This is a genomic window from Amycolatopsis sp. SB7-3 (genome assembly GCF_041021335.1).
GTDB lineage: Bacteria > Actinomycetota > Actinomycetes > Mycobacteriales > Pseudonocardiaceae > Amycolatopsis > Amycolatopsis japonica.
Map to the genome: position 1 here is coordinate 214,734 of NZ_JBFPJQ010000004.1, position 23,733 is coordinate 238,466.

The 23,733-nt window shown below is 70.9% G+C and carries 22 protein-coding genes; 9 read left to right on the forward strand and 13 right to left on the reverse strand.

The genetic code is table 11. From position 1 onward, the window contains the following. Positions 1-59 precede the first annotated feature (59 nt). Entirely contained in the window at positions 60-983 is a 924-nt protein-coding gene (locus AB8M46_RS28535) for a hypothetical protein (RefSeq protein ID WP_394362247.1), read from the reverse strand. 60 nt (positions 984-1,043) lie between these two features. On the opposite strand from AB8M46_RS28535, the gene AB8M46_RS28540 reads away from it, so the two are divergent. The 4 genes from AB8M46_RS28540 (at position 1,044) to AB8M46_RS28555 (ending at position 6,839) form a co-directional block, all read left to right on the forward strand. Further along, positions 1,044-3,779 carry an FHA domain-containing protein gene (locus tag AB8M46_RS28540; RefSeq protein ID WP_394362248.1) on the forward strand — a complete coding sequence of 912 codons (2,736 nt, stop codon included), beginning with the start codon at positions 1,044-1,046 and terminating at the stop codon, positions 3,777-3,779. Positions 3,780-3,973: 194 nt separating this feature from the next. After that, positions 3,974-5,188 (forward strand): glycosyltransferase family 4 protein, encoded by a 1,215-nt coding sequence (locus AB8M46_RS28545; protein ID WP_394362249.1) that lies wholly within the window; start codon positions 3,974-3,976, stop codon positions 5,186-5,188. After that, positions 5,182-5,889, forward strand: a complete 708-nt coding sequence (locus AB8M46_RS28550; protein ID WP_037343981.1) for a class I SAM-dependent methyltransferase — start codon at positions 5,182-5,184, stop codon at positions 5,887-5,889. The genes AB8M46_RS28545 and AB8M46_RS28550 overlap by 7 nt, the downstream gene beginning before the upstream one ends. Continuing rightward, complete coding sequence (locus AB8M46_RS28555; protein WP_394362250.1) at positions 5,886-6,839, forward strand: prenyltransferase/squalene oxidase repeat-containing protein; 954 nt, start codon at positions 5,886-5,888, stop codon at positions 6,837-6,839. Before AB8M46_RS28550 ends, AB8M46_RS28555 begins: the two co-directional genes overlap by 4 nt. A gap of 61 nt (positions 6,840-6,900) precedes the next feature. Here the strand turns inward: AB8M46_RS28555 and whiA are convergent, their stop codons facing one another. The 4 genes from whiA to uvrC are packed head-to-tail and all read right to left on the reverse strand — an operon-like array spanning position 6,901 to position 11,729. After that, positions 6,901-7,890 (reverse strand): DNA-binding protein WhiA, encoded by a 990-nt coding sequence (whiA, locus tag AB8M46_RS28560; protein WP_005152315.1) that lies wholly within the window; start codon positions 7,888-7,890, stop codon positions 6,901-6,903. Next, on the reverse strand, positions 7,881-8,885 hold the full coding sequence (gene yvcK / locus AB8M46_RS28565) for a uridine diphosphate-N-acetylglucosamine-binding protein YvcK (RefSeq protein ID WP_051972587.1): 1,005 nt from the start codon (positions 8,883-8,885) through the stop codon (positions 7,881-7,883). Before yvcK ends, whiA begins: the two co-directional genes overlap by 10 nt. Continuing rightward, a complete protein-coding gene (gene rapZ, locus AB8M46_RS28570) occupies positions 8,872-9,729 on the reverse strand; it encodes an RNase adapter RapZ (protein ID WP_034311885.1) in 858 nt (285 codons plus the stop codon). Before rapZ ends, yvcK begins: the two co-directional genes overlap by 14 nt. 50 nt (positions 9,730-9,779) lie before the next feature. Beyond that, positions 9,780-11,729 (reverse strand): excinuclease ABC subunit UvrC, encoded by a 1,950-nt coding sequence (uvrC, locus tag AB8M46_RS28575; protein WP_350585770.1) that lies wholly within the window; start codon positions 11,727-11,729, stop codon positions 9,780-9,782. Positions 11,730-11,978: 249 nt separating this feature from the next. On the opposite strand from uvrC, the gene AB8M46_RS28580 reads away from it, so the two are divergent. Together AB8M46_RS28580 and AB8M46_RS28585 are read left to right on the forward strand one after the other, a co-directional pair. After that, positions 11,979-12,716, forward strand: a complete 738-nt coding sequence (locus AB8M46_RS28580) for a trypsin-like serine protease (protein WP_037343975.1) — start codon at positions 11,979-11,981, stop codon at positions 12,714-12,716. Between the two features lie 97 nt (positions 12,717-12,813). Then, complete coding sequence (locus tag AB8M46_RS28585) at positions 12,814-13,593, forward strand: exodeoxyribonuclease III (protein ID WP_037343974.1); 780 nt, start codon at positions 12,814-12,816, stop codon at positions 13,591-13,593. Positions 13,594-13,853: 260 nt separating this feature from the next. On the opposite strand, the gene AB8M46_RS28590 is transcribed toward AB8M46_RS28585, so the two are convergent. The 5 genes from AB8M46_RS28590 to rpe all read right to left on the reverse strand — a co-directional run bounded on the left by AB8M46_RS28590 (position 13,854) and on the right by rpe (position 17,553). After that, entirely contained in the window at positions 13,854-14,297 is a 444-nt protein-coding gene (locus AB8M46_RS28590) for a PH domain-containing protein (RefSeq protein WP_037344534.1), read from the reverse strand. Between the two features lie 17 nt (positions 14,298-14,314). Further along, on the reverse strand, positions 14,315-14,821 hold the full coding sequence (ribH, locus tag AB8M46_RS28595; protein ID WP_394362251.1) for a 6,7-dimethyl-8-ribityllumazine synthase: 507 nt from the start codon (positions 14,819-14,821) through the stop codon (positions 14,315-14,317). Continuing rightward, positions 14,818-16,092: a bifunctional 3,4-dihydroxy-2-butanone-4-phosphate synthase/GTP cyclohydrolase II gene (locus AB8M46_RS28600; RefSeq protein ID WP_394362429.1), complete on the reverse strand. Its 1,275-nt coding sequence runs from the start codon at positions 16,090-16,092 to the stop codon at positions 14,818-14,820. Before AB8M46_RS28600 ends, ribH begins: the two co-directional genes overlap by 4 nt. 56 nt (positions 16,093-16,148) lie before the next feature. Then, positions 16,149-16,772, reverse strand: a complete 624-nt coding sequence (locus AB8M46_RS28605; RefSeq protein ID WP_125736379.1) for a riboflavin synthase — start codon at positions 16,770-16,772, stop codon at positions 16,149-16,151. Between the two features lie 112 nt (positions 16,773-16,884). Further along, complete coding sequence (rpe, locus tag AB8M46_RS28610; protein ID WP_007029650.1) at positions 16,885-17,553, reverse strand: ribulose-phosphate 3-epimerase; 669 nt, start codon at positions 17,551-17,553, stop codon at positions 16,885-16,887. Between the two features lie 145 nt (positions 17,554-17,698). On the opposite strand from rpe, the gene AB8M46_RS28615 reads away from it, so the two are divergent. The 3 genes from AB8M46_RS28615 to AB8M46_RS28625 all read left to right on the forward strand — a co-directional run bounded on the left by AB8M46_RS28615 (position 17,699) and on the right by AB8M46_RS28625 (position 20,788). Continuing rightward, entirely contained in the window at positions 17,699-18,934 is a 1,236-nt protein-coding gene (locus AB8M46_RS28615) for a sensor histidine kinase (RefSeq protein ID WP_394362252.1), read from the forward strand. Beyond that, entirely contained in the window at positions 18,931-19,590 is a 660-nt protein-coding gene (locus AB8M46_RS28620; RefSeq protein ID WP_037343968.1) for a response regulator transcription factor, read from the forward strand. Before AB8M46_RS28615 ends, AB8M46_RS28620 begins: the two co-directional genes overlap by 4 nt. Before the next feature lie 82 nt (positions 19,591-19,672). Then, positions 19,673-20,788, forward strand: a complete 1,116-nt coding sequence (locus AB8M46_RS28625) for a serine hydrolase domain-containing protein (RefSeq protein ID WP_394362253.1) — start codon at positions 19,673-19,675, stop codon at positions 20,786-20,788. On the opposite strand, the gene AB8M46_RS28630 is transcribed toward AB8M46_RS28625, so the two are convergent. The 3 genes from AB8M46_RS28630 to fmt are packed head-to-tail and all read right to left on the reverse strand — an operon-like array spanning position 20,785 to position 23,647. Then, positions 20,785-21,291 carry a flavoprotein gene (locus AB8M46_RS28630; RefSeq protein WP_037343965.1) on the reverse strand — a complete coding sequence of 169 codons (507 nt, stop codon included), beginning with the start codon at positions 21,289-21,291 and terminating at the stop codon, positions 20,785-20,787. The two genes, AB8M46_RS28625 and AB8M46_RS28630, sit on opposite strands and share 4 nt — an antisense overlap. After that, positions 21,288-22,724 (reverse strand): RsmB/NOP family class I SAM-dependent RNA methyltransferase, encoded by a 1,437-nt coding sequence (locus tag AB8M46_RS28635; RefSeq protein ID WP_394362254.1) that lies wholly within the window; start codon positions 22,722-22,724, stop codon positions 21,288-21,290. Before AB8M46_RS28635 ends, AB8M46_RS28630 begins: the two co-directional genes overlap by 4 nt. Beyond that, positions 22,721-23,647 carry a methionyl-tRNA formyltransferase gene (fmt, locus tag AB8M46_RS28640; protein ID WP_394362255.1) on the reverse strand — a complete coding sequence of 309 codons (927 nt, stop codon included), beginning with the start codon at positions 23,645-23,647 and terminating at the stop codon, positions 22,721-22,723. Before fmt ends, AB8M46_RS28635 begins: the two co-directional genes overlap by 4 nt. Positions 23,648-23,733: the final 86 nt, after the last annotated feature.

Genomic DNA, 23,733 nt, shown 5'->3' on the forward strand with positions numbered 1-23,733 from the left:
TCACCGGTGAGCTTCGAGGGCGGCTGTTTCCATCCGTCGTCGCCGCGGAAACCGCCGCGTTACGCCTGCCCGCCGGGGGTTAACGCCCGGGAGAGCACCTCACCCGTCCGTCGTTTGGCGAGATAGAACGCCGCCTCGTGCGGCTTCGCCCCGTTGTCGACCGTGTAGCCGCTGTCCAGGACCCCGTCGGCGCCGGGGAACAACCCGCTGAGGTCGGGCCGGGCGGCGACGAGGTCGTCCCGGTCGGCCAGGTTCACCCAGCTCGCGACGCCGGGCGGGACGGACGGCGGCTGCGGGCGGGTCCGTTCGTAGACGACCGTGCGCAGGCCCAGCGGGGAGCCGAGGGTGAGCAGCAGCGGCAACGGGCGACCGTGCAGATGGGCGGCCTCGTAAGCGACGACGGAACCTAGGGAATGCCCGATGATCGCCTCGGTCTCCGGCCCGATGTGCTCGGCGACGCGGGCCTGCACGCGTTCCCGGATCGTCTCGTCGGTGAGGTACAGCGTCACCTGCTTGAGTGCCTTGACCACCACTCGTTCGGCGAACGCCACCCCGAGCCTCGCGAACGGCTTCAGCCGCACCAGTGCGTTCAGCACCGGGCGGGCGGCCGCGCGCACGCCCTGGGTCTCCCCCGCCGGACCGCCGAGCAGGTCCAGTTCGGCCTTCGCCCGGTTCCGGTCCGCCTCGCGGGACGCCGAAGAAGCCGCGTTCCGGAGCCATTCCGCCGCCAGCGTTTCGGCGAGCGCCCACTCGTCCGGGGTGAGTTCGTCCGCGCCGCCCTGCTGGCCGTCCTTGAGGAAAAGGTCACCGTAGAAGGCCATCCGCGCGTCACCGGGCCGGGCGTCGCGCCACAGGGTGTCGGCCAGCGCGGCGTCACCGGCGAGCCGGACCCCGCCCGCCAGGCTCGGCAGCCATTCCGCCTCGAGCGTGTCCGCGGACTTCTGTTCCTGGGCGATGCCGTGCACCAGAACGATCCGAGCCATGGCGCACAGTATCGCGGGCCGCCCTTGCCGGTGGCCGCCCGATGAGACAAAGTGATCTCCGTGGGAGAGCGGAGGTCGTTGGTGGTCGCGTCGCAATGCGACTCACTGAACCTTCTCTCGTTCCTCCCCGACGCGGGCCATCAGGTCTCGACGGCTCTGCTCGACCCCGACATCGGCGGCTGCGTCCCCGCCCTCGAAGACGGTCGCGGCCTGCTCGTCGACCCGACGATGGTCGAGCTGGACGACGCGCTGGTGGAGGCGTTCGAGCGCGCGTCGGAAGACGAGGCGACGCTCTTCCTCTCGCTCGTCGGGCACGGCGAATACGCCGACGACGACTTCTACTTCCTCACCAAGGACACCGGGTTGCCGGTGGACAGCCGCCGTTCCTTCCTGTTCGCGCAGCGGATCAAAGAACTCCTCGGCCGCTACTCGATGCTCGACGGGCTGGTCATCCTGCTCGACACCTGCCACGCCGGGATCGGGGCGAGGCAGGCTGGTCAGCGCTGGCTGCGGATCGTCGGCGAGGCGGGCAAACGGTTCGACCTGCTCACCGCGTCGGACGACCGTGTCGCCGCGAACGGGTGTTTCAGCCGGTCGCTGGTCTCGGTCCTGCGGACGGGGCACGCGGAGTTCGGCGAACGCGTCCGGTGCGCGGATCTCAAACGCGTGATCACCGGCCTGTGCCCGGCGCAGACCGCCGTCCACCTGGGTTTCGACGGCACCCGCGAGGTCGCCGAGGCCGACCAGGGGCTGTGGCTCGCGCTGAACTCCTCCCCCGCCTGGCGTCGTTCGCCGCTGGCCGGCAACCCGGCCGCGCCCACCATCGAACGGCTGACCGCGCACTACCAGCCGGATCCGAAACTCGGCGAGACCGTCGGGCATCTGCTCACCGGCGCCCGGTTGGTCGCGATCACCGGCGAGGCAGGCGCGGGAAAGTCGACCATGCTCGCCGCGCTGGCCCGTCCTTCGGTGGCCGGATCCTATGTGCCGCCCGACTTCCTGCACGCCGTGCTGTTCGCGAGCCGCGGCGACACGGCCGAGCGGCTCGCGAGCGAACTCGCCCGTCAGTTGCGGCGCACGGTTCCCGGTTTCGCCGACGCCGAGCAGGCGCACCGCGCCGGTCTCGACGACGCCGGCCGGAGCGGTGCGAGCGCTTTCGATCTGGCGCTGCTCGGTCCGCTGCGGAGTCTCGCTCCACAATGGACCGGAGCCCCCGTGCGGATCGCGATCGACGGGCTCGACGACCTCGATCCCGATGTCCGGGACCGGCTGTGCGGTCTTCTCCGGAGTCTCTCGACGGGACCGGAGCCGGCACAGGTCAAGACGGTCGTGGCCACGCGGGATCCGGCGTGCCTGCCGCCCGCGGTCGAGGTCCGCCTGGTGATGGCGGGCGGTTTCGACCCGGCTCCCGTGGTGCGGGAACCGGAGGACAGCGGGGACTGGGGCAGCGAGCCCGACTACGACACGGGTTCGCCCACCTCGCCGAGGATCACCCCCGCCACGCTGATCATCGACGTCCCCGGACAGCCGCCCGCCCACCACGAACTGTCCTTCGGGCTCACGACGCTCGGCCGCAGCAGGAACGCCGCGATCCGGCTCGGGGACTCGCGGGTGTCCCGGCTCCACTGCAAGATCCGCTGGGACGGCACGGACGCGTGGCTGACGGACCTCGACTCCGCCAACGGGACCTTCGTCAACGGGCAGCGGGTGCCGGACGCCCGGCTGGCGCACGGTGACGTGCTCCGGCTCGGCGATTCGACGGTCACCTTCATCAGCGTGGCGCAAGAGGACGCCGACATCGAACAGAGCACCGGCGCGGTGGCCTCGCCTCGGCCCGGTCACGCCGTCCTGCTGGAGTTGCTGGGGCTCGCCGCCACCCGGGGCCCCGTCCCGATCTCGATCCTCACCGCGGCGAGCGCGGCGGCGGGCGGTCCGGACCGGCGGGTGCGCGTCCGCGATTTCCTGGCCGGACTCGGCGACTCGGTCAGCCGGACGCGGGCGGGTCTCGACGACGAAACCGTCCTATGGACCGGGGAGCCGCCCGTTCTCTCCCCCGACGCGGCGGCCCGGCTGCGTGCCCGCCTGGCGGCGGCGACCTCGGAGGTACCACTCGTGGCCGGAGACGACGAGCCGACGCCGGAACAGAGCTACGCGGCGGCCAACGAGGCCGAGCACTTCTGGCTCGCCGGGCTCCGCGAAGACGCCTTCGCCGCGTTGGAGCGGCGGGGGTCCCATATCCCCGTCGAGAACCGGGAACGCTGGGCCGCCTGGGCGAACCGGGCGGCCCGGGAACTCGGCGACACCGACCGGATCACCTTGCGCTGCAAGGCACGGCACGCGACGTGGACCGGTAAGGCGGGCGACGCTGCCCGAGCGCTCACCCGGTTCGAGGAGCTGCTGCCGATCGCCACGGCCGCCCTGTCGAGTGGCGACGAAGAGGTCTTGAGCATTCGCCACAACATCGGCTACCTCCTCATGGAACTCGGCCGCTTCGAAGAGTCCCGGGCGGCGTTCGAAGCCCTGGTCCGGGACGCCACCCACGCTCTCGGAGCCGATCATCGCGAGACGCTGCACGCCCGGCACCTACTCGCGGTGGCGACGGGCAAGACCGGGAACGGGGAGGAGTCCCTCCGCCTCTCCCGGGAGCTGCTGCCGCAGGCGAAACAGGCGCTGGGCGACGACGAGATCGTCAGCCACGTGCGGCACAACATCGCGTTCTGGAGCGCCGAAATCGAGCACCCCCCCCCGTTGTTTCGGAGTATCGACAGCTCCTCACCGAAGCGACGGGACGGCTGAATGAGCGGCATCCCGATGTTCTCGACCTCCGATTCGGGCTCGCGCTCACCGTCGCCAAGGCGGGCAGGGTCACCGAGGCGCTTTCGACCTGGACCCTGCTGCTCGCCGATTCCGTCGAGGTCCGCGGCGAACGGCACGACGAAACCCGGAAGATCCGCGAGCAGCTCGATCACTGGGGCGCGCGGGAGTGAGCGGTGAGCGCCCTGCGCATCGCGCTCCTGACCTACCGCGGAAACCCGCGCAGCGGCGGTCAGGGCGTGTACGTCCGGCATCTGAGCCGCGAACTCGCCGCGCTGGGGCATCGCGTCGAGGTGCTGTCCGGGCCTCCCTATCCGGAGGTCGATGAGGGCGTGCGGCTGACGAAGATCCCGGGCCTCGACCTGTTCGCGGAGCCGAACCCGTTCCGGACCCCGCGGCCGCGCGAGCTGCGCGACCTGCCGTCGTGGGTGGAATTCCTCGGCATGCGCCGCGGCGGTTTCCCCGAACCCCTCGCGTTCTCCCTGCGTGCCGCGCGCCATCTCGCGAAGCGCCGGGGCGAGTTCGACATCGTCCACGACAACCAGGGACTCGGCTACGGGATGCTCCACTGTGGACTGCCGACACTCGCCACGATCCACCATCCCATCGCCGTGGACCGGGCACTGAAGCTCGCGACCGTCACCGGACGGGAGGCGGCGCGAGTCGCGCGGTGGTACGGCTTCGTGGAGATGCAGCACCGCGTCGCGCGGCGGCTGCCCGCGCTGACCGTTTCGCGGGCTTCCCGTGCGGCCATCGGCCGGGAGATGGGCGTTCCGGAGGAAGGGATCCACGTCGTCCCGCTCGCCGCGGACACCCGGATCTTCCGGCCGCGACCCGAGATCCCGCGCGTCCCCGGCCGGGTCGTGGCCACCGCCAGCGCGGACGAACCGTTGAAGGGGCTCGAACACCTGCTGGCGGCGTCGGACCGGATCGAAGGCGAACTGGTGATCGTCGGCAAACCGAAGCCGGACGGCCCGGCGGCGCGGGCACTCGCCCGGCTCGGCCCTGGCGCCGACGTCCGCTTCGTCAGCGGGCTGGCCGACGAAGAACTCGCACAGCTGCTGTGTTCGGCCGAAATCGCTTGCATACCTTCATTGTTCGAGGGGTTCTCGCTGCCGGCCGCCGAGGCCATGGCCTGCGGGACACCGGTCGTCGCGACGACCGGCGGCGCCCTGCCCGAAGTCGTGGGTGACGCGGGGATCCTGGTGCCGCCGGGCGATGTCCCGGCGCTCGCGGAAGCGCTCACCAAGGTCCTCGGCGACGAACACCTGCGCGCCGACCTCGCGGCCCGGGGGCTGGCGACGGCGGGCGCGCTGAGCTGGCGGCGCACCGCCGAGGAGACCGCGGCGCACTACCGGCGCGTCCTCGGCCGGGAGCGTGCGGAGTGCTGACCGTCGATTTCGACCGGTTCCCCGTCGGCCCCGGCGACCGGGTGCTCGACCTCGGCTGCGGGGACGGCCGTCACGCGTACGAGGCCTACAAACGCGGCGCGGACGTGGTCGCCGCCGACCTCGACGACACCGCGCTCAAACACGTGCGGGACATGTTCGCCAACCTGGCAGAGGCGGGCGAGGCACCCGGCACGGCTTCGGCGCTGGCCGTCCGCGCGGACGCACTCCGGTTGCCGTTCCCGAGCGGCTCCTTCACCCGGGTGATCGTCGCCGAGACCCTGGAACACATCCATGCCGACCGCGCGGTGCTCGCGGAGGCGAGCCGTGTGCTGGCGCCGGGCGGACGGTTGGTGGCGACCGTGCCGCGCTGGTGGCCGGAGCGGATCTGCTGGCTGCTCTCGGACGCGTATCACGAGGTCGAAGGCGGGCACATCCGGATCTACCGGCGGCGCGAACTGCTCGGCAAGCTCACCGAGGCCGGGTTGCGGACGACCGGCGGCCATCACGCGCACGCCCTGCATTCGCCGTACTGGTGGCTGAAATGCGCGGTCGGCCCCGACGAGGAGCACCCGCTTTGCGCGCTGTACCACCGGTTCCTGGTCTGGGACATCATGCGGAGCCCCCGGCCGGTGCGGTTCGCCGAATGGGCGCTGAATCCGGTGCTCGGCAAGAGCCTCGTCGTCTACGCGCGCAAACCGTGAAGGCCACCGCCGCCACCATCGCGGCCATGCAGTGGCGGGACGGCGGGATCCCCTGGGAGACCGGCGGGCACCTCGATCCGTGGAATCATCTCGAAGCCGCGATGGGTCTCGACGTGGCCGGGCTGCACGCGGAAGCCGAAGCCGCGTACGAATGGCTGCTCCGCAACCAGCGCCCTGACGGGTCCTGGGCGGCCCGGTACCGCGACGGCCGCGTCGATTTGTCCACTATGGACACGAACTTCACCGCGTACGTCGCGGTCGGAGTCCGGCACCACTTCCTGCGGACCGGGGATCACGCCTGGCTGGACCGGATGTGGCCGGTCGTGGACAAGGCCATCGACGCCGTCCTGCGGCGGCAGCAACCGTCGGGCGCCATCTCCTGGCGCGACGATCCCGAGATCCGGCTGGTCGCGGGCTGCGCCAGCATCCATCACGCGCTGACGCAGGCGCTCGCGCTCGCCTCCGTGCGAGGGCTGGACCGTCCACAATGGCGAGTCGCGGCGCACCGGCTGCGTGCCGCCCTGCTCGGCGAGCCGGGGCTGTTCGCCGCGAAACCGCACGCGATGGATTGGTACTACCCGATTCTGGGCTCCGTCGTCACCGGCGCCGACGCGACGGAGCGGCTGGCGGCGGGCTGGGACCGGTTCGTCGAACCCGGGCTCGGGGTGCGGTGCGTGCACCACGAGCCGTGGGCGACCGGCGGCGAGACGGCCGAACTGGCGCTCACCCTAGCCACTCGCGGCGACCGTGCCCGCGCGACTGAACTCCTCGCGTGCCTTGCCCGGCTACACCACGACGACGGCTCGTACTGGACCGGCTACCAGTTCGCGGACGAGGAATTCTGGCCGGACGAGCGCACCACGTGGACCTCGGGCGCCGTCCTCCTCGCGACCGCCGCCCTCGACGGCGACCCGGCCACCTGCGACGTCTTCGGCGAACACCGCGTTTAGTCCTCTGGATGCGGTCCTTGCGCGTGCAAGTACCGCATCCAGAGGACTAAATGCGGGAGGGTCAGGCCTCGTCTTCTTCCAGCATGTCCGGGGTGACAGCGGATTCGGTGTCCGGAATGCCTTGTTCCTTCGCCTTTTTGTCGGCCATCGCCAGCAGGCGGCGGATCCGGCCGGCGACGGCGTCCTTGGTCATCTGCGGATCGGACAGCTGGCCCAGTTCCTCCAGCGAGGCCTGCCGGTTCGACAGCCGCAGCTTGCCCGCGGCGAGCAGGTGCTCCGGGGCGGATTCGCCGAGGATGTCCAGCGCCCGCTCGACCCTGGCCGCCGCCGCGACGGCCGCGCGGGCCGAACGCCGCAGGTTCGCGTCGTCGAAGTTCGCGAGCCGGTTCGCGGTGGCACGCACCTCGCGGCGCATCCGCCGCTCTTCCCAGGCGAGCACGCTCGTGTGCGCGCCGAGCCGGGTCAGCAGGGCACCGATCGCGTCACCGTCGCGCACCACGACCCGGTCCGCGCCGCGGACCTCGCGCGACTTGGCCTGGATGCCCATCCGCCGGGCGGCGCCGACGAGCGCCAGCGCGGCCTCGGGGCCGGGGCAGGTGACCTCGAGCGACGACGAACGACCGGGTTCGGTGAGCGAACCGTGCGCCAGGAACGCGCCGCGCCAGGCGGCTTCCGCGTCGGCGACGCCACCGGACACGACGGCGGCGGGCAGCCCGCGCACCGGGCGGCCGCGCTGGTCGATCAGACCGGTCTGCCGGGCGAGCCCCTCGCCGTCCTTGACCACCCGGACGACGTACCGCGTGCCCTTGCGCAAGCCGCTGGAGGAAATGACGTGCACGTCGGACTGGTGTCCGTACAGTTCGTGGATCTCCTTGCGCAGCCGCCTCGCCACCGAACCGGTGTCGAGTTCGGCCTCCACCACGACGCGGCCGGCCACGATGTGCAGCCCGCCCGCGAATCGCAGCATCGACGCGACCTCCGCGCGGCGCGGGCCGATCTTGGTGATCTCCAGCCGGCTCAGCTCGTCCTTCACGGCGGCGGTCATCGCCATCGCTGCCCCTCCATACCTTCAGCTCCTCCCCCGGTGAGACCGAGAGCGTCTCGCATACAGCCCGCGAGCGCATCAGGATCATGCCGCCCCGTCACGACCGGGTCAGCCACCGCCCCCAGCAACGCCCGCGCGCCCAGTCTCCCGGCCGCGTCCCGCAACCGGGCTGGTGAGGGCACCGAGTCCCGGTCCGCGATGACCGCGTCCACCCGTAATTCCGGGGCGTGTTCGAAGAGTACGTCCAAATGCTTCTCCGGCGAGAATCCCGCCGTCTCCCCCGGTTGGGGGATCAGGTTGAGGATCACCACCTTCGTGGCGTCCGTTCGGAGCAACGCGTCGTGCAGATCCGGCACCAGCAGATGGGGCAGCACACTCGTGAACCACGAACCCGGACCGAGGAACACCACGTCCGCGTCGAGCACGGCCTCGATCGCCTCGGCACAGCCGCGCGGCGGCCGGTCGGCCTGCCCGGTCGGGTGAAGACTGATCCGGTGCACCTGCCCCGGGGTCGTCGCCACCGCCACCTGGCCGCGGATCCGCCGCAGCGCCTCGGGATTCTCGGCGTCCAGCCCCGAAACCTCGCCCTGGATCTCCAGCGGTTCGGGTGACATGGGCAGGACCCGGCCGGAGATGCCCATGAGCCTGCTCGCCTCGTCGAGCGCGGCGACCGGGTCGCCGAGTACCTCGAACAACCCGGCCAGCAACAGGTTCCCGACCGCGTGCCCGGCGAGCGCGCCGTCGCCGCCGAAGCGGTGCTGGAACACCTCCGCCCACAACGTCCCGCCGTCTTCGGCGGCGAACGCGGCGAAGGCCTGCCGCAGGTCGCCCGGCGGCAGCAGCCCCAGTTCCCGGCGCAGCCTGCCGGACGAGCCCCCGTCGTCCGCGACGGTGACCACGGCGGTGACCTGCGAGGTCACCCGGCGCAAGGCGGTGAGGGTGGCGTGCAGGCCGTGCCCGCCGCCCAGGGCCACCGCGCGCGGTGCGCTACTCGCGGCCAAGGTCGCGGTGCACCACCTTCACGGCCATACCGTCCTCATTGGACAGACGCTGGGCGAGCTCCTCGGAGATGGCGACGCTGCGGTGCTTTCCGCCGGTGCAGCCGACGGCCAGCGTCAGGTACCGCTTGCCCTCACGCTTGTAGCCCGCGCCGATCAGGCGCAGCAGCTGGTGGTAGCGGTCGAGGAACTCGTCCGCGCCTTCCTGGCTGAGCACGTAGTTGCGGACCTCGCCCTCGAGACCGGTGTGGTCGCGCAGTTCCGGGATCCAGAACGGGTTCGGCAGGAAGCGGACGTCCATCACCAGGTCGGCGTCCATCGGCAGGCCGTACTTGTAGCCGAACGACAGCACGGTGACCCTGGTCTGCGTGCTCGCCTCGGAGCCGAAGGCGTCCTCGATCTTGGCGCGCAGGTCGTGCACCGAAAGCGACGACGTGTCGAGCACGAGGTCGGCCTCTTCCCGCAGCGGCTCCAGGAGCGTGCGCTCGGCCGTGATGCCGTCGGCGAGCCTGCCGTCGCCCTGCATCGGGTGGCCGCGGCGGACGGCCTCGAACCGGCGCACCAGCACCGCGTCGGTGGCCTCCAGGAACAGGACGCGCGGCTTGTACCCGCGGGCGTCGAGATCCTTGATGACCGAAGCCAGGTCGTCGGTGAACGCGCGCGAACGCACGTCCATCACCACGGCGACCTTGGTGATCGCGCCCCGCGCCTGTGCGCCGAGCTCGACCATGGTCGCGATCAGCTCGGGCGGCAGGTTGTCCACCACGAACCAGCCCAGGTCCTCCAGGCATTTCGCGGCGGTGCTGCGGCCGGCGCCGGACAGACCGGAAACGACCGCGACCTCCATCCCGGAACCGCGGCCCTCTTCTTGCGCACTCACAATGGTCCCTTCACCGATCACGTACTGGACTCCCCCGCCGCCGCGGACTCCCCTGCGAGCGCCGCGACGACCGCTTCGGCGGTGCGCCTGCCGAAGCCGGGCACCGCCTCGATCTCTTCTATCCGCGCTTCGCGGAGTTTCTTCACCGAGCCGAAATGCTTGATCAGCGCGGTACGACGAGCCTGCCCCAGCCCCGGCACACCGTCCAATGCGGACACCTGCATCCGCTTGGACCGCTTCTCGCGGTGGTACCGGATGGCGAAGCGGTGCGCCTCGTCGCGCAGCCGCTGCAACAGATACAACGCGTCGGAGGTGCGCGGCAGGATCACCGGATCGGGATCTCCCGGCAGCCACACCTCCTCCAGCCGCTTCGCCAGGCCGACCACGGCGATGTCGGTGACGCCCAGTTCGGAGAGCACGTCCGCGGCGGCGGTGGCCTGCGGGCCAGCGCCGTCGACGACGAGCAGGTTCGGCGCGTAGGCGAACTTGCGCGGTTTGCCGGTCTCCGGGTCGATACCCGGCCGGTCCGGATCGACCCCTTCGGCGTTTTCCTTGAGATACCGGTAAAACCGGCGGCGGACGACCTCCGCGATCGACGCGACGTCGCCCTCTTCCGCGGCCTCACGCAAGGCGAAACGCCGGTACTCGGACTTGCGCGGGATACCGTCCTCGAACACCACGAGCGAAGCGACCACGTCGCTGCCCTGGATATGGCTGATGTCGACGCATTCGATGCGCAGCGGCGCGGTTTCCAGCGCCAGGTAGTCCTGCAGTTCCGCCAGTGCGGCCGAGCGCGCGGTGAGGTCGCCCGCGCGGCGCAGTTTGTGCTGGGTGAACGCCTCTCCGGCGTTGCGTGTCACGGTTTCGGCGAGCGCGCGTTTGTCGCCGCGCTGCGGCACCCGCAGGCTCACCCTCGACCCGCGCAGCCCGGACAGCCATTCGCCGAGGGCTTCCGCGTCGGCGGGCAGCTCGGGGACGAGCACCTCGCGCGGCACCGGCGAGCCACCGTCGGGATCGTCCGCGCGTTCGGCCTGTTCGCCGTAGAACTGCGTGATGAAGTGGTCGACGAGATCCTTGACGTCCATCTCTTCGGCCTTGTCGATCACCCAGCCGCGCTGCCCGCGGACCCGGCCGCCGCGTACGTGGAAGACCTGGACGGCGGCTTCGAGCTCGTCGTGGGCGAAGGCGACGACGTCAGCGTCGGTGCCGTCGCCGAGCACGACCGCCTGCTTCTCCATCGCGCGCCGCAGCGCGCCGAGGTCGTCACGCAGCCGCGCGGCTCGCTCGAACTCCAGCTCTTCGGACGCGGCCGCCATTTCCTGTTCTAGACGGCGGATCAGCGCGTCGGTGCGGCCGGCGAGGAAGTCGCAGAAATCCTCGACGATCTCGCGGTGCTCGTCGGCGGAGACCTTGCCGACGCATGGCGCGGAGCATTTCCCGATGTAGCCGAGCAGGCACGGCCTGCCGATCTGGCCGTGCCGTTTGAAGACGCCCGCCGAGCAGGTGCGTGCCGGGAAGACGCGGAGCAGCAGGTCGAGCGTTTCGCGGATGGCCCAGGCGTGCGCGTACGGGCCGAAGTACCGCACGCCCTTCTTGCGCGCGCCGCGATAGACGTGCAGGCGCGGGTACTCCTCGTTCATCGTGACGGCGAGGACGGGGTAGCTCTTGTCGTCGCGGTACCGGACGTTGAACCGCGGGTCGAACTCCTTGATCCAGTTGTATTCGAGCTGGAGCGCCTCGACCTCGGTGCCCACGACGGTCCACTCGACGCTCGCCGCCGTCGTCACCATCTGGCGGGTGCGCGGGTGCAAGCCCGTGATGTCGGCGAAGTACGAGTTCAGCCTGCTTCGGAGGCTTTTCGCCTTGCCGACATAGATGACCCTCTTCGTGGCGTCACGAAATTTGTACACGCCAGGGGCGTCCGGGATGCTCCCCGGCGAGGGACGGTAGGTGGTCGGGTCAGCCACGTCGACAAGCCTATGGGGCACCACCGACAGTCTTACGAGGCCCCGTCCTTACGCGCGGTCCGGTCAACCCTTCGAGTGGCCATTCCCACCATCCGGTCCGTCTTTCGCCACGCATACCGACCTAAGTCGGGTCTTCCGCCGTAACCGACGTTCGTTGGTACCTGGCGGGTGAATCGGTTGATTACTTTCCGTCCCAGTTCCACTTCATTCGGTTCTTCGTCAGATGACGCTCGAAAGGACTCCTGCACCGTGAGCCGTCTTCGTACGCTGGGCGCCGCCACCCTCGCCGCCGCAGCCCTCACCATGACCGCGGGCGCTGTCGCCTCCGCGGGCACCCCGACCGGTGTCCAGCCCAACATCGTGGGCGGCGGCACCGCCCCCACCGTGAGCTGGGGCGCCCAGGTCTACGTCAACACCCCGGGCCGTCAGTGGGACGGGTTCAACTGCTCCGGCAGCGTCATCGCCCAGCGCTGGGTGCTGACCGCCAAGCACTGCCTCGACTCCGACGGCACCGGCATGCGGGTCCGCGTCGGCAGCAACCAGCTGCAGGGCGGCCGTGAGATCGCCGTCGACCGCAAGGTGTCCTCGCCGGCCGGCTCCGACATCTCGCTGCTGCACCTGGCCTCCGACGCCGGCGTCACGCCGATCACCCTGGCGAGCTCGAACCCGTCGGTCGGCAGCACCAACCAGCTCTACGGCTGGGGCCGCGAGACCCCGACCGGCCCGCCCGCCTCGGCGCTGAAGGTCGCCAACGTGCGCGTCTCGGGCAGCTCGACCGACGCCTACGGTGGCCCGGCCATCCAGAGCGTCGGCATCGACGGTTCGGCGTGGAAGGGCGACTCGGGCGGCCCCCAGGTCTCCAACGGCGTCCAGGTCGGTGTCGCTTCGACCGTGCAGAACCAGAGCGGCTCGAACATCCGCGGCACCAACAACTACGGCAGCGTCGCTTCGGCCCGCTCCTGGATCCGCTCGACCACCGGGGTCTGACCTCCACCCCGGCCGGGGCCCCTGCCGCGACGTGACCCGTCGCGGCAGGGGCCCCTTTCACGTCGGGGTGTCGGTGGGGTGTGGGACGCTCGCGGGCATGCGGATCGCGACCTGGAACGTGAACTCGATCGGGCCCCGGCTGCCGAGGGTGCTGGAGTGGCTCGGTTCGGCTCAGCCGGACGTGCTGTGCCTGCAGGAACTCAAGAGCGGCACCGACGCCTTCCCCGTCGAAGCGGTGCGGGAGCTGGGCTACGAGACGGCCGCCTACGGCATCGGGCGCTGGAACGGTGTCGCGATCCTGTCGCGCGTCGGGCTGGAGGACGTGACACGCGGGCTGACCGGCGAGCCCACCTTCGAGGACAAGACCGACGCGCGGGCCATCGGCGCCACCTGCGGCGGGCTGCGGCTGTGGTCGGTGTACGTGCCCAACGGGCGCGACCTGGAGAACCCGCACTACGGCTACAAACTCGCCTGGCTCTCCGCGCTGGAGGCGACCGTGCGGGAGGAGCAGGCGCGCGGACTGCCGTTCGCGGTGCTCGGCGACTTCAACATCGCGCCGACCGACGCGGACGTCTGGGACATCGGCGTGTTCGCCGAATCGACGCACGTGACCGAACCGGAGCGGAAGGCGCTCGCCGCGCTGCGGGACCTCGGGCTGTCCGACGTGTTCCCGCGGCCGCTGAAGTACGACCACCCGTTCACGTACTGGGACTACCGGGCCGGGAACTTCCCGAACAACAAGGGAATGCGGATCGACCTCGTGTACGCCGACGCCGTCGTGGCGGGTGCGGTGACGGATTCCTATGTGGACCGTGAGGCGCGGAAGGGGAAGGGGCCCTCGGACCACGCGCCGATCGTGGTGGATCTTTCGCTCTGAGGGGCCTGCGGGTGGTCCCGGATGTCATGAAAGGGCCGTTCAGGACGTTTTTCGTCCTGAACGGCCCTTTCATGACACTTGAGTGAGCCCGACGAACGCAGCCTGCCCGGATGCTAGGAACGGTCCTTTCCTTGCAAAATTTGCCAGGAAAGGACCATTCCTAGCACTCGAAGGAGCCGGCGAGGGGGCCTTCACGTACTTGCACACCGCAAAGATCGCATTCAGAGGACTAAACGCGCCCGGTCGGGAAAAGGCGAGCGTCAGCCCTCCCAGGCCGCCTTGTGCAGCCGCCGCAGCGCCCGCACCGCCGCCACCGCGCGTTCCCGGTCCACCGCCTGCACGGCCATGACCGAGTAGTACTCGTCCTCCGGCAGCTCCAGCCGGGCCCACGAGGCGCCGTCCGGGAAGCTCACCGAGAGCACCTCGCTCCACGCGAACTTCTTGGTCATCAGCACGTTCCGGACCTCGATGCCGTCCGCGTCGGCCTTCACGCGCGCGGTCGCGAACAGCATCGTGCCCGCGGCGAGCAGGACGCCGATGCCGATCATCGCCGCCTGGTCGGACGGCTGGAAGATCACGCCGGTGTCCGAGCCGCGCAGCAGCACCGCGACGACCACGAACGTCGCCAGCAGGATCACCGCCAGCACGGAGCACATCACCAGGGCGCGGCGGGGCCGCACCACCACGACCTCGGACTCCGTCATCACATCCGCCTCGACGCTCACACGAATCCCCGCTCGGTCCACGGCTGGCGCAGGTTCCGCAGCGCGTGCGCGGCGTCCAGCGCGGCGACCGTCGCTTCGTAGCCCTTGTCCTCGACGGAGCCGGGCAGACCCGACCGGTCGAGGGCCTGCTGCTCGGTGTCGCAGGTGAGGACGCCGTTGCCGACCGGGGTGCTCTCGTCGAGCGCGACCCTGGTCAGCCCCGCGGTGACCGCGTCGCAGACGTACTCGAAATGCGGCGTCCCGCCCCGGATGACCACGCCCAGCGCGACCACCGCGTCGTGCGTACGGGCCAGCGCCTGCGCGGCGACGGGCAGTTCGACGGCGCCCGCGACGCGCACGACCGTCGGCTCCTCCTCCAGGTCGGCCGCCTTGGCCGCATCGAGGGCGCGGTCCAGCAGGGCGCTCGTGATCTTCGTGTGCCAGCGCGTGGCCACGATCCCGAGCCGGATGTTCTTACAGTCGGACAGGTCGAGTTCGACGTCCGGACGGCCTTCGCCGCTCACCGCGTGCCACCTCCGTTGCCCTGGTCGACCTCGGCGCCGACCTGGTCGAAATGCTCCAGCTGGGACAGGTCGTGCCCCATCCGGTCCCGTTTGGTCTTGAGGTAGCGCAGGTTCTCCGGGTTCGGCGAGATCGGCAGCGCGACCCGCCCGGTGACCCGCAGGCCGTAGCCCTCCAGCCCGACGCGTTTGGCCGGGTTGTTCGTCAGCAGCCGCATCGAGCGGACGCCGAGGTCGCACAGGATCTGCGCGCCGGTGCCGTAGTCCCGCGCGTCGGCGGGGACGCCGAGCTGCAGGTTCGCGTCGACGGTGTCCGCGCCGGCGTCCTGCAGCTGGTAGGCCTGCAGTTTGTGCAGCAGCCCGATACCGCGGCCCTCGTGGCCGCGGATGTAGAGCACGACGCCGCGGCCTTCCTTGGCCACCGCTTCCAGCGCGGCCTCCAGCTGCGGGCCGCAGTCGCAGCGCAGCGAGCCGAACACGTCACCGGTCAGGCACTCGGAGTGCACGCGGACCAGGATGTCCTCGCCGTCGCCGATCTCGCCGTAGACGAACGCGATGTGCTCGATGCCGTCGAGCAGGCTGTCGTACCCGACCGCGCGGAACGTGCCCGCGTTCAGCGGGATCCGCGCCTCGGCGACCCGCTCGACCTGCTTCTCGGTGCGCCGCCGGTACGCGATCAGGTCGGCGATGGTGATCATCTTGAGGTCGTGGTCCGCGGCGAAGACCTCGAGTTCGTCGCGGCGGGCCATGTCACCCTCGTCCTTCTGCGACACGATCTCGCAGAGCACCCCGGACGGCGAAAGCCCGGCCAGCCGGGCCAGGTCGACGGAGGCTTCGGTGTGCCCCGGGCGCCGCAGGACGCCGCCCTGCTTGGCGCGCAGCGGGACCACGTGGCCGGGGCGCCGGAAGTCCGACGCCTTGGACGCCGGGTCGGCGAGCAGGCGGACGGTATGCGACCGGTCGGCCGCGGAGATCCCGGTGGTGATGCCCTTGGCGGCGTCGACCGTGACGCTGTACGCGGTGCCGCGCTGGTCCTGGTTCGTGTGGTACATCGGCGGCAGGTCGAGCCGGTCCGCCTCGGCCTCGGTCAGCGCCACGCAGACGTAACCCGAGGTGTAGCGCACCATGAACGCCATCAGCTCCGGCGTGGCCTTCTCCGCCGCGAAGATCAGGTCGCCCTCGTTCTCACGGTCCTCGTCGTCCACCACGACGACCGGACGGCCCGCCTTGATGTCGGCGATCGCCGCCTCGATGGCATCGGCGTTCACTGCCACCACCCCGCCCGCACAGGGGGTCAGATCGGCCGACCCCGGAATCGCACTCGTCTCGCTCACGCCCGCTCCTCCGTACCGCCATTGTCCCCCTGCGCGCGCAGGTGCGGCATGGCCAGCTTCTCGACGTACTTGGCGACCACGTCCACCTCGAGATTCACCAGGTCGCCCGGGGTGTTCCGGCCGAGCGTGGTGAGTTCGAGGGTGGTCGGGATCAGAGCGACGGAGAACTCCTCGTCGGTCACCGAAGCGACCGTGAGGGAGACACCGTCGACCGCGATCGACCCCTTCTCGACGACGTACCGGGACAGCTTCTTCGGCAGCGCGAACGTGGTGAGTCCCTGCTCGTCGCGGTTGAGGAAGACGCCGGTGCCGTCGACATGGCCCTGCATGATGTGCCCGCCGAGCCTGCCGCCGGCCGGCGTCGCGCGTTCGAGGTTTACGACGTCGCCGACCTGCACCTTCGCGAGGCTGGAGCGCTGTAGGGTCTCGTGCACGACATCGACGGTAAACTCACCGCCCGCCACCGCGACCACGGTGAGGCACACGCCACTCACCGCGATGGAGTCGCCGTGCCCGGCGTCGCTGGTCACCAGCGGCCCCCGAACGGTCAGTCTCGCGGCGTTCGGGACCTGCTCGACCGCGGTGACCTCGCCGAGTTCCTCGACAATGCCGGTGAACACTCCTGCTGCCCTCCTCCTGGCTCGCACCGCCGCTAAGAACGGTGCTCCCCTCATCCAACACCCATCGCGGCCGATTCCTTCTCCTGACCCGACGGCGGATCACGAGGCGGGATCAGCCGCGGACGCGGGCCGCCTGCTCGCGAAGCGCCGCGACGGCCTTACCTGGGTCTTCGGCGCCGTAGACGGCGGAACCGGCGACGAAGCAGTCCACTCCGGCTTCGGCGGCCTGCTCGATGGTGTCGGCGTTGATCCCGCCGTCGATCTCGACGACGAGCTTGAGGTGGCCGGTGTCGACCAGGCGCCGCGCGGTGCGGACCTTGTCGAGGACGCCCTCGATGAACGACTGGCCGCCGAAACCGGGCTCGACCGACATCACCAGGAGCGTGTCGTAGTGCTTGAGGGTCTCGAGGTGGTCCTCGATCGGCGTGTTCGGCTTGATCGACAGGCCGGCCTTCGCCCCGGCGGCGCGCAGGTTCTTCGCCAGCGCGATCGGGTCGTGCGCGGCCTCGACGTGCACGGTGACGTTGTAAGCGCCCGCTTCGGCGTACCCGATGGCCCACTTGTCGGGGTTCTCGATCATCAGGTGGCAGTCGATGGGGACGTCGGTGGCCTTGAGCAGCGACTGCACCACGGGCAGGCCCAGGGTCAGGTTCGGCACGAAGTGCGCGTCCATGACGTCGACGTGGACCCAGTCCGCGCGGGTGTCCCCCTCCCCCGCGACGGCACGGATCTCGTCGCCGAGCCGGGCGAAGTCCGCGGAGAGGATGCTGGGTGCGATCAAAGGTCGGTGAGCCACGCGCCCGAGTGTAGGAGGACGCCGCTAACGCCCGCTAACCGGCTGTGACCGTCGACCCGGTCTGGAGTATGACGCGAAATGGCACCGCAGTGGGAGGTGCGCGCACACGCCGCCGAATAGCGTTCCCCTCATGGTCAACCCACTCAAGCCCCTCGTGCGGATCGGCAGCTACCGCAGCGTCCCGTTCGGACTCCTCGGCATGGCGATGACGGCGATCCCGTTCCCCGTCGCGCTCATTCCCGCCGTCCTCGTCCCGGGTGACGTGTGGGCGAAGATGGTCTACGGCGTGCTCGCCATGAGTGTCCTGGTCGTGCTGGCCGGTTTGCCCGGACCGATGCGCCGGGTCGGTATCTGGTTCTCCAACCAGATGCTGGACACCCGGATCGCGCAGCCTCCGCAGCACACGAAGGTCGCCTGGGCGGAGCGCTGGCGCTCGGCGGCCTGGCTGCTCGTGCACACCGCGCTCGGCTGGGTGCTGTTCGGCCTCGGCTGTTTCCTGATGCTCGGCTTCGTGTTCGCCGTCGTGTGGGCGGGAGGCGGCGGCAGCCCCATCGAGTTCTTCGGGGAACGGGTGACGATCGAATCGGGCACCGGCGGGCTGTGGACGCTGCCGATCGCGCTGGTCACGCTCGTCGTCATCGCCTACGTCCTCGCCGGTTTCAGCAAGCTGTTCCAGTACGCCGCGGTCGCCCTGCTGGGCCCGTCCGCCACCGAGCGCGTCGCCGCGGCGGAAGTCCGGGCGAACCATTTCGAGCAGCGCAACCGGCTGGCCCGCGAACTGCACGACTCGATCGGGCACACGCTGACGACGTCGACCATCCAGGCCGCCGCGGCCGCCGAACTGGTCGATTCCGAACCGCAACTGGTGCGCCGGGCGCTGGGCACCATCGAGGAGTCTTCGAGGGCGGCGCTCGAAGACCTCGACCACGTACTCGGCCTGCTGCGGGAGGACCGGTCGTCCCGTGAGCCCGAACGGCGGCTCATCGAGGCCGGGACGTTGGCCGAACGGGCCCGCGCGGGCGGCGCGGAGATCGACTACGAGCTCACCGGCCCGGCCGCCGAACTGCCCGCGACCCTTTCGCGGGAGGCGTACCGGATCGTCCAAGAAGGACTGACGAACGCGTTGCGGCACGCCCATCCCGGCCCGGTGAGCGTGCGGGTCGCGGTACTCGCCGACGCGTTGCGGATCGAGATCGTGAACCCGCTCATGGAGCACGCGGCCGCCTCCGGCCGCGGCGGCAACGGGCTGCCGGGGCTCACCGAACGCGTCGAGGCCCTGCGCGGGGAGCTCGTCGCGGGGCCCGCCGTCGACGGGGAACCGTTGTGGCGGCTGGTGACCACGATCCCGCTACGGTCGCGCTCATGACACTGCGCGTCCTGATCGTCGACGACGAACCCTTGCTGCGAGCCGGTTTGCGTTCCCTGCTGGACAACCAGCCGGATCTGACCGTGGTCGGCGAGGCGGACGACGGCGGCGAGGTGGTCGATCTGGTGCGGCGGACACATCCCGACGTGGTCCTGATGGACGTGCGCATGCCCGGGGTGGACGGGATCGAGGCGACCCGGCGGGTGCTCGCCGAAATCCCCGACCCGCCGAAGGTCCTCGTGATCACGACGTTCGACAACGACGACTACGTCTATGACGCGCTGCTGGCCGGGGCGAGCGGTTTCCTGCTGAAGCGGGCGCGCAAAGAGGAGTTCGCGCACGCCATCCGGACGATCGCCGCCGGGGAGACACTGCTGTTCCCCGACGCGATCCGCCGGATGGTCACCGCGCGCCCGGCGCCGTCCGGCCTCGCTCCCCGCCCGTCGTCGCTGACGAAACGGGAGACCGAGGTGCTGCGCCTCATCGCCACCGGGAAGTCCAATGTGGACATCGCGGCCGAGCTGGTCATCAGCCTCGAAACCGTCAAGACCCATGTGGGCAACATCTTCGGGAAACTGGGCGCGGCGAACCGGAGCCAGGCGGTGGTGTTCGCCTACGAGACCGGCGTCGTCGCGCCAGGGCACAGCCTGCGCTGAGCGACATGGTGGGGCAAACCTCAGTAAGGTGTGGGGGTTCACCCCATGGCCACCGCGTCCGCGCCTCCCTAGCGTGGAATCCATGCGAAAATCCTTGCCAGGCAAGAAGATCGTCGCCGTCGGTTCACTGGTCGCACTGCTCGCCGCGACGACCGCCACCCCGGCACTGGCCGTCACCCACCCGCGGGACGAAGTCGACAAAGCGCTGAAAACACTGGTGCAGGACGGCGTCCCCGGCGCGCAGGCGACCGTGACGAGCCCGTCGGGGCGGTCGTGGTCGGAGCGTGAGGGCGTCGGGAACGCCGAGACCGGGACACCGTTCCCGCACGACTCGAAGTTCCGGGCGGCCAGCATCACCAAGACCTTCGTCGCGGTCGTGGTCCTGCAGCTCGTCGCCGAGGGGAAGGTGCGGCTGGACACGCCGATCGACCGCTACCTGCCCGGTCTCGTCCGCGGGAACGGCAACGACGGCACCAAGATCACCGTCCGACAGCTGCTGCAGCACACGAGCGGGCTGTACAACTACGTCCGCGATCTCGACATCGACGAGTGGCGGCATCGCGGCGCCGAACCGGGAGAACTGCTGGCGGTCGGCCTGGCGCATCCGCCGGACTTCGCGCCGGGCACGGACTGGAGGTACTCCAACACGAACTACGTCATCGCGGGCATGCTCATCGAGAAGCTCACCGGCCGCTCGGTCTCCACCGAGATCCGGAAGAGGATCGCCGAGCCGCTCGGCCTGCGCCACACCTACCTGCCCTTGCGCGGCGACGAGCGCCTGCCGCTGCCGCACGCCAGGGGCTACGCGCCGGGTCTCGTCGACTACACCGAACTGGATCCCTCGCTCGCCGGGGCCTCCGGCGGGATCGTTTCGACCGGCGCGGAGCTGAACCGCTTCTACGGGGAGCTCGTCGACGGCCGTCTCCTGCCCCGGGCACAGCTGGCGGAGATGCAGCGGACCGTGCCGGCGGGCCTGGGCATCCCCGGAGCGGAATACGGGCTCGGGATCGCGTCGGTGCCGCTGTCCTGCGGCGGGAGGTTCTGGGGCCACGGCGGCAACCTCCGCGGCTTCGCGAACATCTCGGGGGCGGTCCCGCACGGGAAGAAGGTGAACGTCGTGGTCAACCAGGACCCGCTGCCGGACGGGGCGTCGGCGCATCTGGTGGCCGCGGTCGACACGGCGTTCTGCGCCCGCTAGACCGCTGGGAGCAGGTCCAGCACCGAGGTCCAAGCGGTTTCCGGGGTGAGCCTCGTGGTAGTGACCCCGGCGGAGGCGAGCGTGTCGAGATGGCGCCGCCACGCCGGATGGTGCACCCGTGTGTCCTGGATCTGGTAGCCCAGCACGATCGTGATGCCCGGCGTGCCGAGGACGTCGCCGAGCAGGGTCAGCGCCTGGTTGTCGGCGATGCCGAGCGCCAGTTTCGCCACGGAGTTGGCGGACGCTGGCGCGAACAGGAACACCTCGGGGTCCGGATGCGGGCGGGGTTCGCCCGGTAGCCGGGAGGTGCTGCGGACCGGCAGCCCGGTGCACTTCTCCAGGTCACCGAGCCCGCCGGTCTTCTCCAGCCAGCGGGCCGCGGTGGGGGTCAGCGTGATGGCGAGCTCCCAGCCGCGGTCCGCGGCCGGTTTCGCGAGCTGCGCGGCGAACCGGGTGTCCAGTCCGCCGCACGAGCTCGCGACCAGGCCGAGGACCCTGCTCACCCGGCGGTGTCCGGCTTCCGCAGGACGGCGCAGAACATCGCGTCCGTGCCGTGGCGGTGCGGCCACAGCTGGACGTACGGGCCGTTGCCGAGCTGCGGGACGCCGGGGAAGAACTCCCGCGCGTCGACGATCTGGGTACCGGCGCGGCGCGCGGTCTCCCCCACGACGCCTTCGGTCTCGGCCAGATGCGGCGAGCAGACGACGTAGGTGACGATGCCGCCGGGCCGGACCAGGTCCAGTGCCGCGGTGATCAGCTGGCCCTGCAGTTTCGTCAGGTCCGCGATGTCGCTGGGCTGACGGCGCCAGCGTGCTTCGGGGCGGCGCCGCAGCGAGCCGAGACCGCTGCACGGCGCGTCGACGAGGACGCGGTCGTAGCCCGGTTCCAGACCGGTCTCACGGCCGTCGGCGACGTGCACGGTCACGGGCAGGTCCTGCACGGCCTTCTCGATCAGCTTCGCGCGATGGGGCGCCTTCTCGACGGCGTCGACGGTCGCGCCCGCGGCCACCGCGAGCGCGCCGAGCAGCGCCGCCTTGCCGCCCGGACCGGCACACAGGTCCAGCCACCGCACGTCGGAGCCGGAGACCGGGACCCTCGTGACGGCGTAGGCGCACAGCTGGCTGCCTTCGTCCTGCACCGCGGCCAGCTTTTCCTTGATCGGCTCGAGGTCGCCGGGGTCACCGGAGCCCGCGGGCAGCCGCACGCCGTAGGGCGAGTACGGCGCGACGTCGCCACCGGTGATGGCGGCCAGTTCCTCGGCGCTGATCTCGCCGGGCCGGGCGACCAGGTGGACGTCGGGGCGGTCGTCGTCGGCCTCCAGGGCCGCCTTCAGCTCCGCTCCCTTGTCCCCCAAGGCTTCCGCGAACGACCGCGCGACCCAGCGCGGATGCGCCGTCCGCAGGGCGTAGGCGCCGATCGGGTCGGCGGCCTCGTCGGGGGCCAGCTCGTTCAGCCAGGTCTCTTCGTCCTTTTCGGACACCGAACGCAGCACCGCGTTCACGAAACCCGCGATCCAGGAACCGACTTCGGCGCGGACGAGGTCCACAGTGGACCCGACGGCGGCGTGCTGGGGGATGCGGGTGCGCAGCAACTGGTACGCGCCGAGCCGGAGGCCGTCCAGCACGATGGCGTCGACCTTCTCCAGCGGACGGTCCAGGCAGGCCGCGATGACGGCGTCCAGCATGCCGACCGCGCGGCAGGTGCCGTAGGTCAGTTCGGTGGCCAGCGCCGCGTCGCGGCCGGAGATCCGGCGGTTGCGCAGCAGTTGCGGCAGCACCAGGTTCGCGTACGCGTCGTCTTCGCGGACCGCGCGCAGGACGTCGAAGGCGACCTGCCGGGCCGGGTCGATCTGCGGCGGGCGGCTGGGCCCCTCTTTACGCTGGCCCGGACGGCCGCGATCCGGCCTCGACGGCCGGCGTTCCCTACGCTCGTTCACTGCAGGCGCTCTCCTTGTTCGATCCTCATACCGCGCGCCCAGTCGGTGGCCGCCATCCGCTTCTTCCCCTGCGCCTGCACCTCGCCCAGCCTCACCGGCTTCGACGCCGTGCCGACCAGCACCCGCTTGCGCTCCACGACGAGTTCGCCGGGCGGGGGCCCCGGCTCGTCCACGACCGTCACCGGGCCGAGTTTCAGCCGCTCACCCCGGAACTCCGCCCACGCGCCCGGCTCCGGCGTGACCGCGCGGATCTGCCGGTCGACCGCGGCGGCCGGATCGGCGAACGACACGCGCGCGTCCTCGACGGTCACCTTGGGCGCGTAGCTCACGCCGTCGCCGGTCTGCTCGACCGCGCGCAGTGAGCCGTCGGCGATTCCGTCCATCGTGGACACGAGCAGCTTCGCCCCGGACTCCGCCAGCCTGCCGAGCAGTTCGCCCGCGGTGTCGGTGGCGGCGATCTGCTCGGTGACCACGCCGTAGACCGGGCCCGCGTCGAGTTCCTTGACGATGCGGAACGTCGAGGCGCCGGTGATCTCGTCCCCGGCGCGGATCGCGGCCTGGACCGGCGCGGCGCCACGCCACGCGGGCAGCAGCGAGAAGTGCAGGTTGACCCAGCCGTGCGCCGGGATGTCCAGCGCGGCCTGGGGCAGCAACGCCCCGTACGCGACCACGGGGCACGCATCGGGCGCGATCTCCGCGAGCCGGGCGAGGAACGCGGGGTCGCTCGCCTTCGGCGGGGTCAGCACCTCGATCCCGTGCTCGTCGGCCAGCGCGCCGATCGGCGACCGGACGACGCGGCGGCCGCGGCCTGCCTGGGCGTCCGGACGGGTCACGACGGCGACGACCTCGTGCTGCTCGGACGCCAGCAGCGCGCGCAGCGACGGGACCGCGGGTTCGGGGGTGCCGGCGAAGACGAGGCGCATCAACGCACCTCCGCCGGGGGGACGGGTACCTCTGACTGGGCGAACATCGCTCTGCAGTCTAGAAGGAGCTCACCACCCCGGCGCGC

Excerpts from the sequence above, each read along its gene's own strand:
- AB8M46_RS28590 (WP_037344534.1), bottom strand. The coding sequence starts at position 14,297 with ATGACGGAGTCCGAGGTCGTGGTGGTGCGGCCCCGCCGCGCCCTGGTG.
- AB8M46_RS28585 (WP_037343974.1), top strand. The coding sequence starts at position 12,814 with ATGCGGATCGCGACCTGGAACGTGAACTCGATCGGGCCCCGGCTGCCG.
- AB8M46_RS28625 (WP_394362253.1), top strand. The coding sequence starts at position 19,673 with ATGCGAAAATCCTTGCCAGGCAAGAAGATCGTCGCCGTCGGTTCACTG.
- AB8M46_RS28620 (WP_037343968.1), top strand. The coding sequence starts at position 18,931 with ATGACACTGCGCGTCCTGATCGTCGACGACGAACCCTTGCTGCGAGCC.
- whiA (WP_005152315.1), bottom strand. The coding sequence starts at position 7,890 with ATGGCGATGACCGCCGCCGTGAAGGACGAGCTGAGCCGGCTGGAGATC.
- fmt (WP_394362255.1), bottom strand. The coding sequence starts at position 23,647 with ATGCGCCTCGTCTTCGCCGGCACCCCCGAACCCGCGGTCCCGTCGCTG.
- AB8M46_RS28535 (WP_394362247.1), bottom strand. The coding sequence starts at position 983 with ATGGCTCGGATCGTTCTGGTGCACGGCATCGCCCAGGAACAGAAGTCC.
- rapZ (WP_034311885.1), bottom strand. The coding sequence starts at position 9,729 with ATGGAGGTCGCGGTCGTTTCCGGTCTGTCCGGCGCCGGCCGCAGCACC.
- AB8M46_RS28615 (WP_394362252.1), top strand. The coding sequence starts at position 17,699 with ATGGTCAACCCACTCAAGCCCCTCGTGCGGATCGGCAGCTACCGCAGC.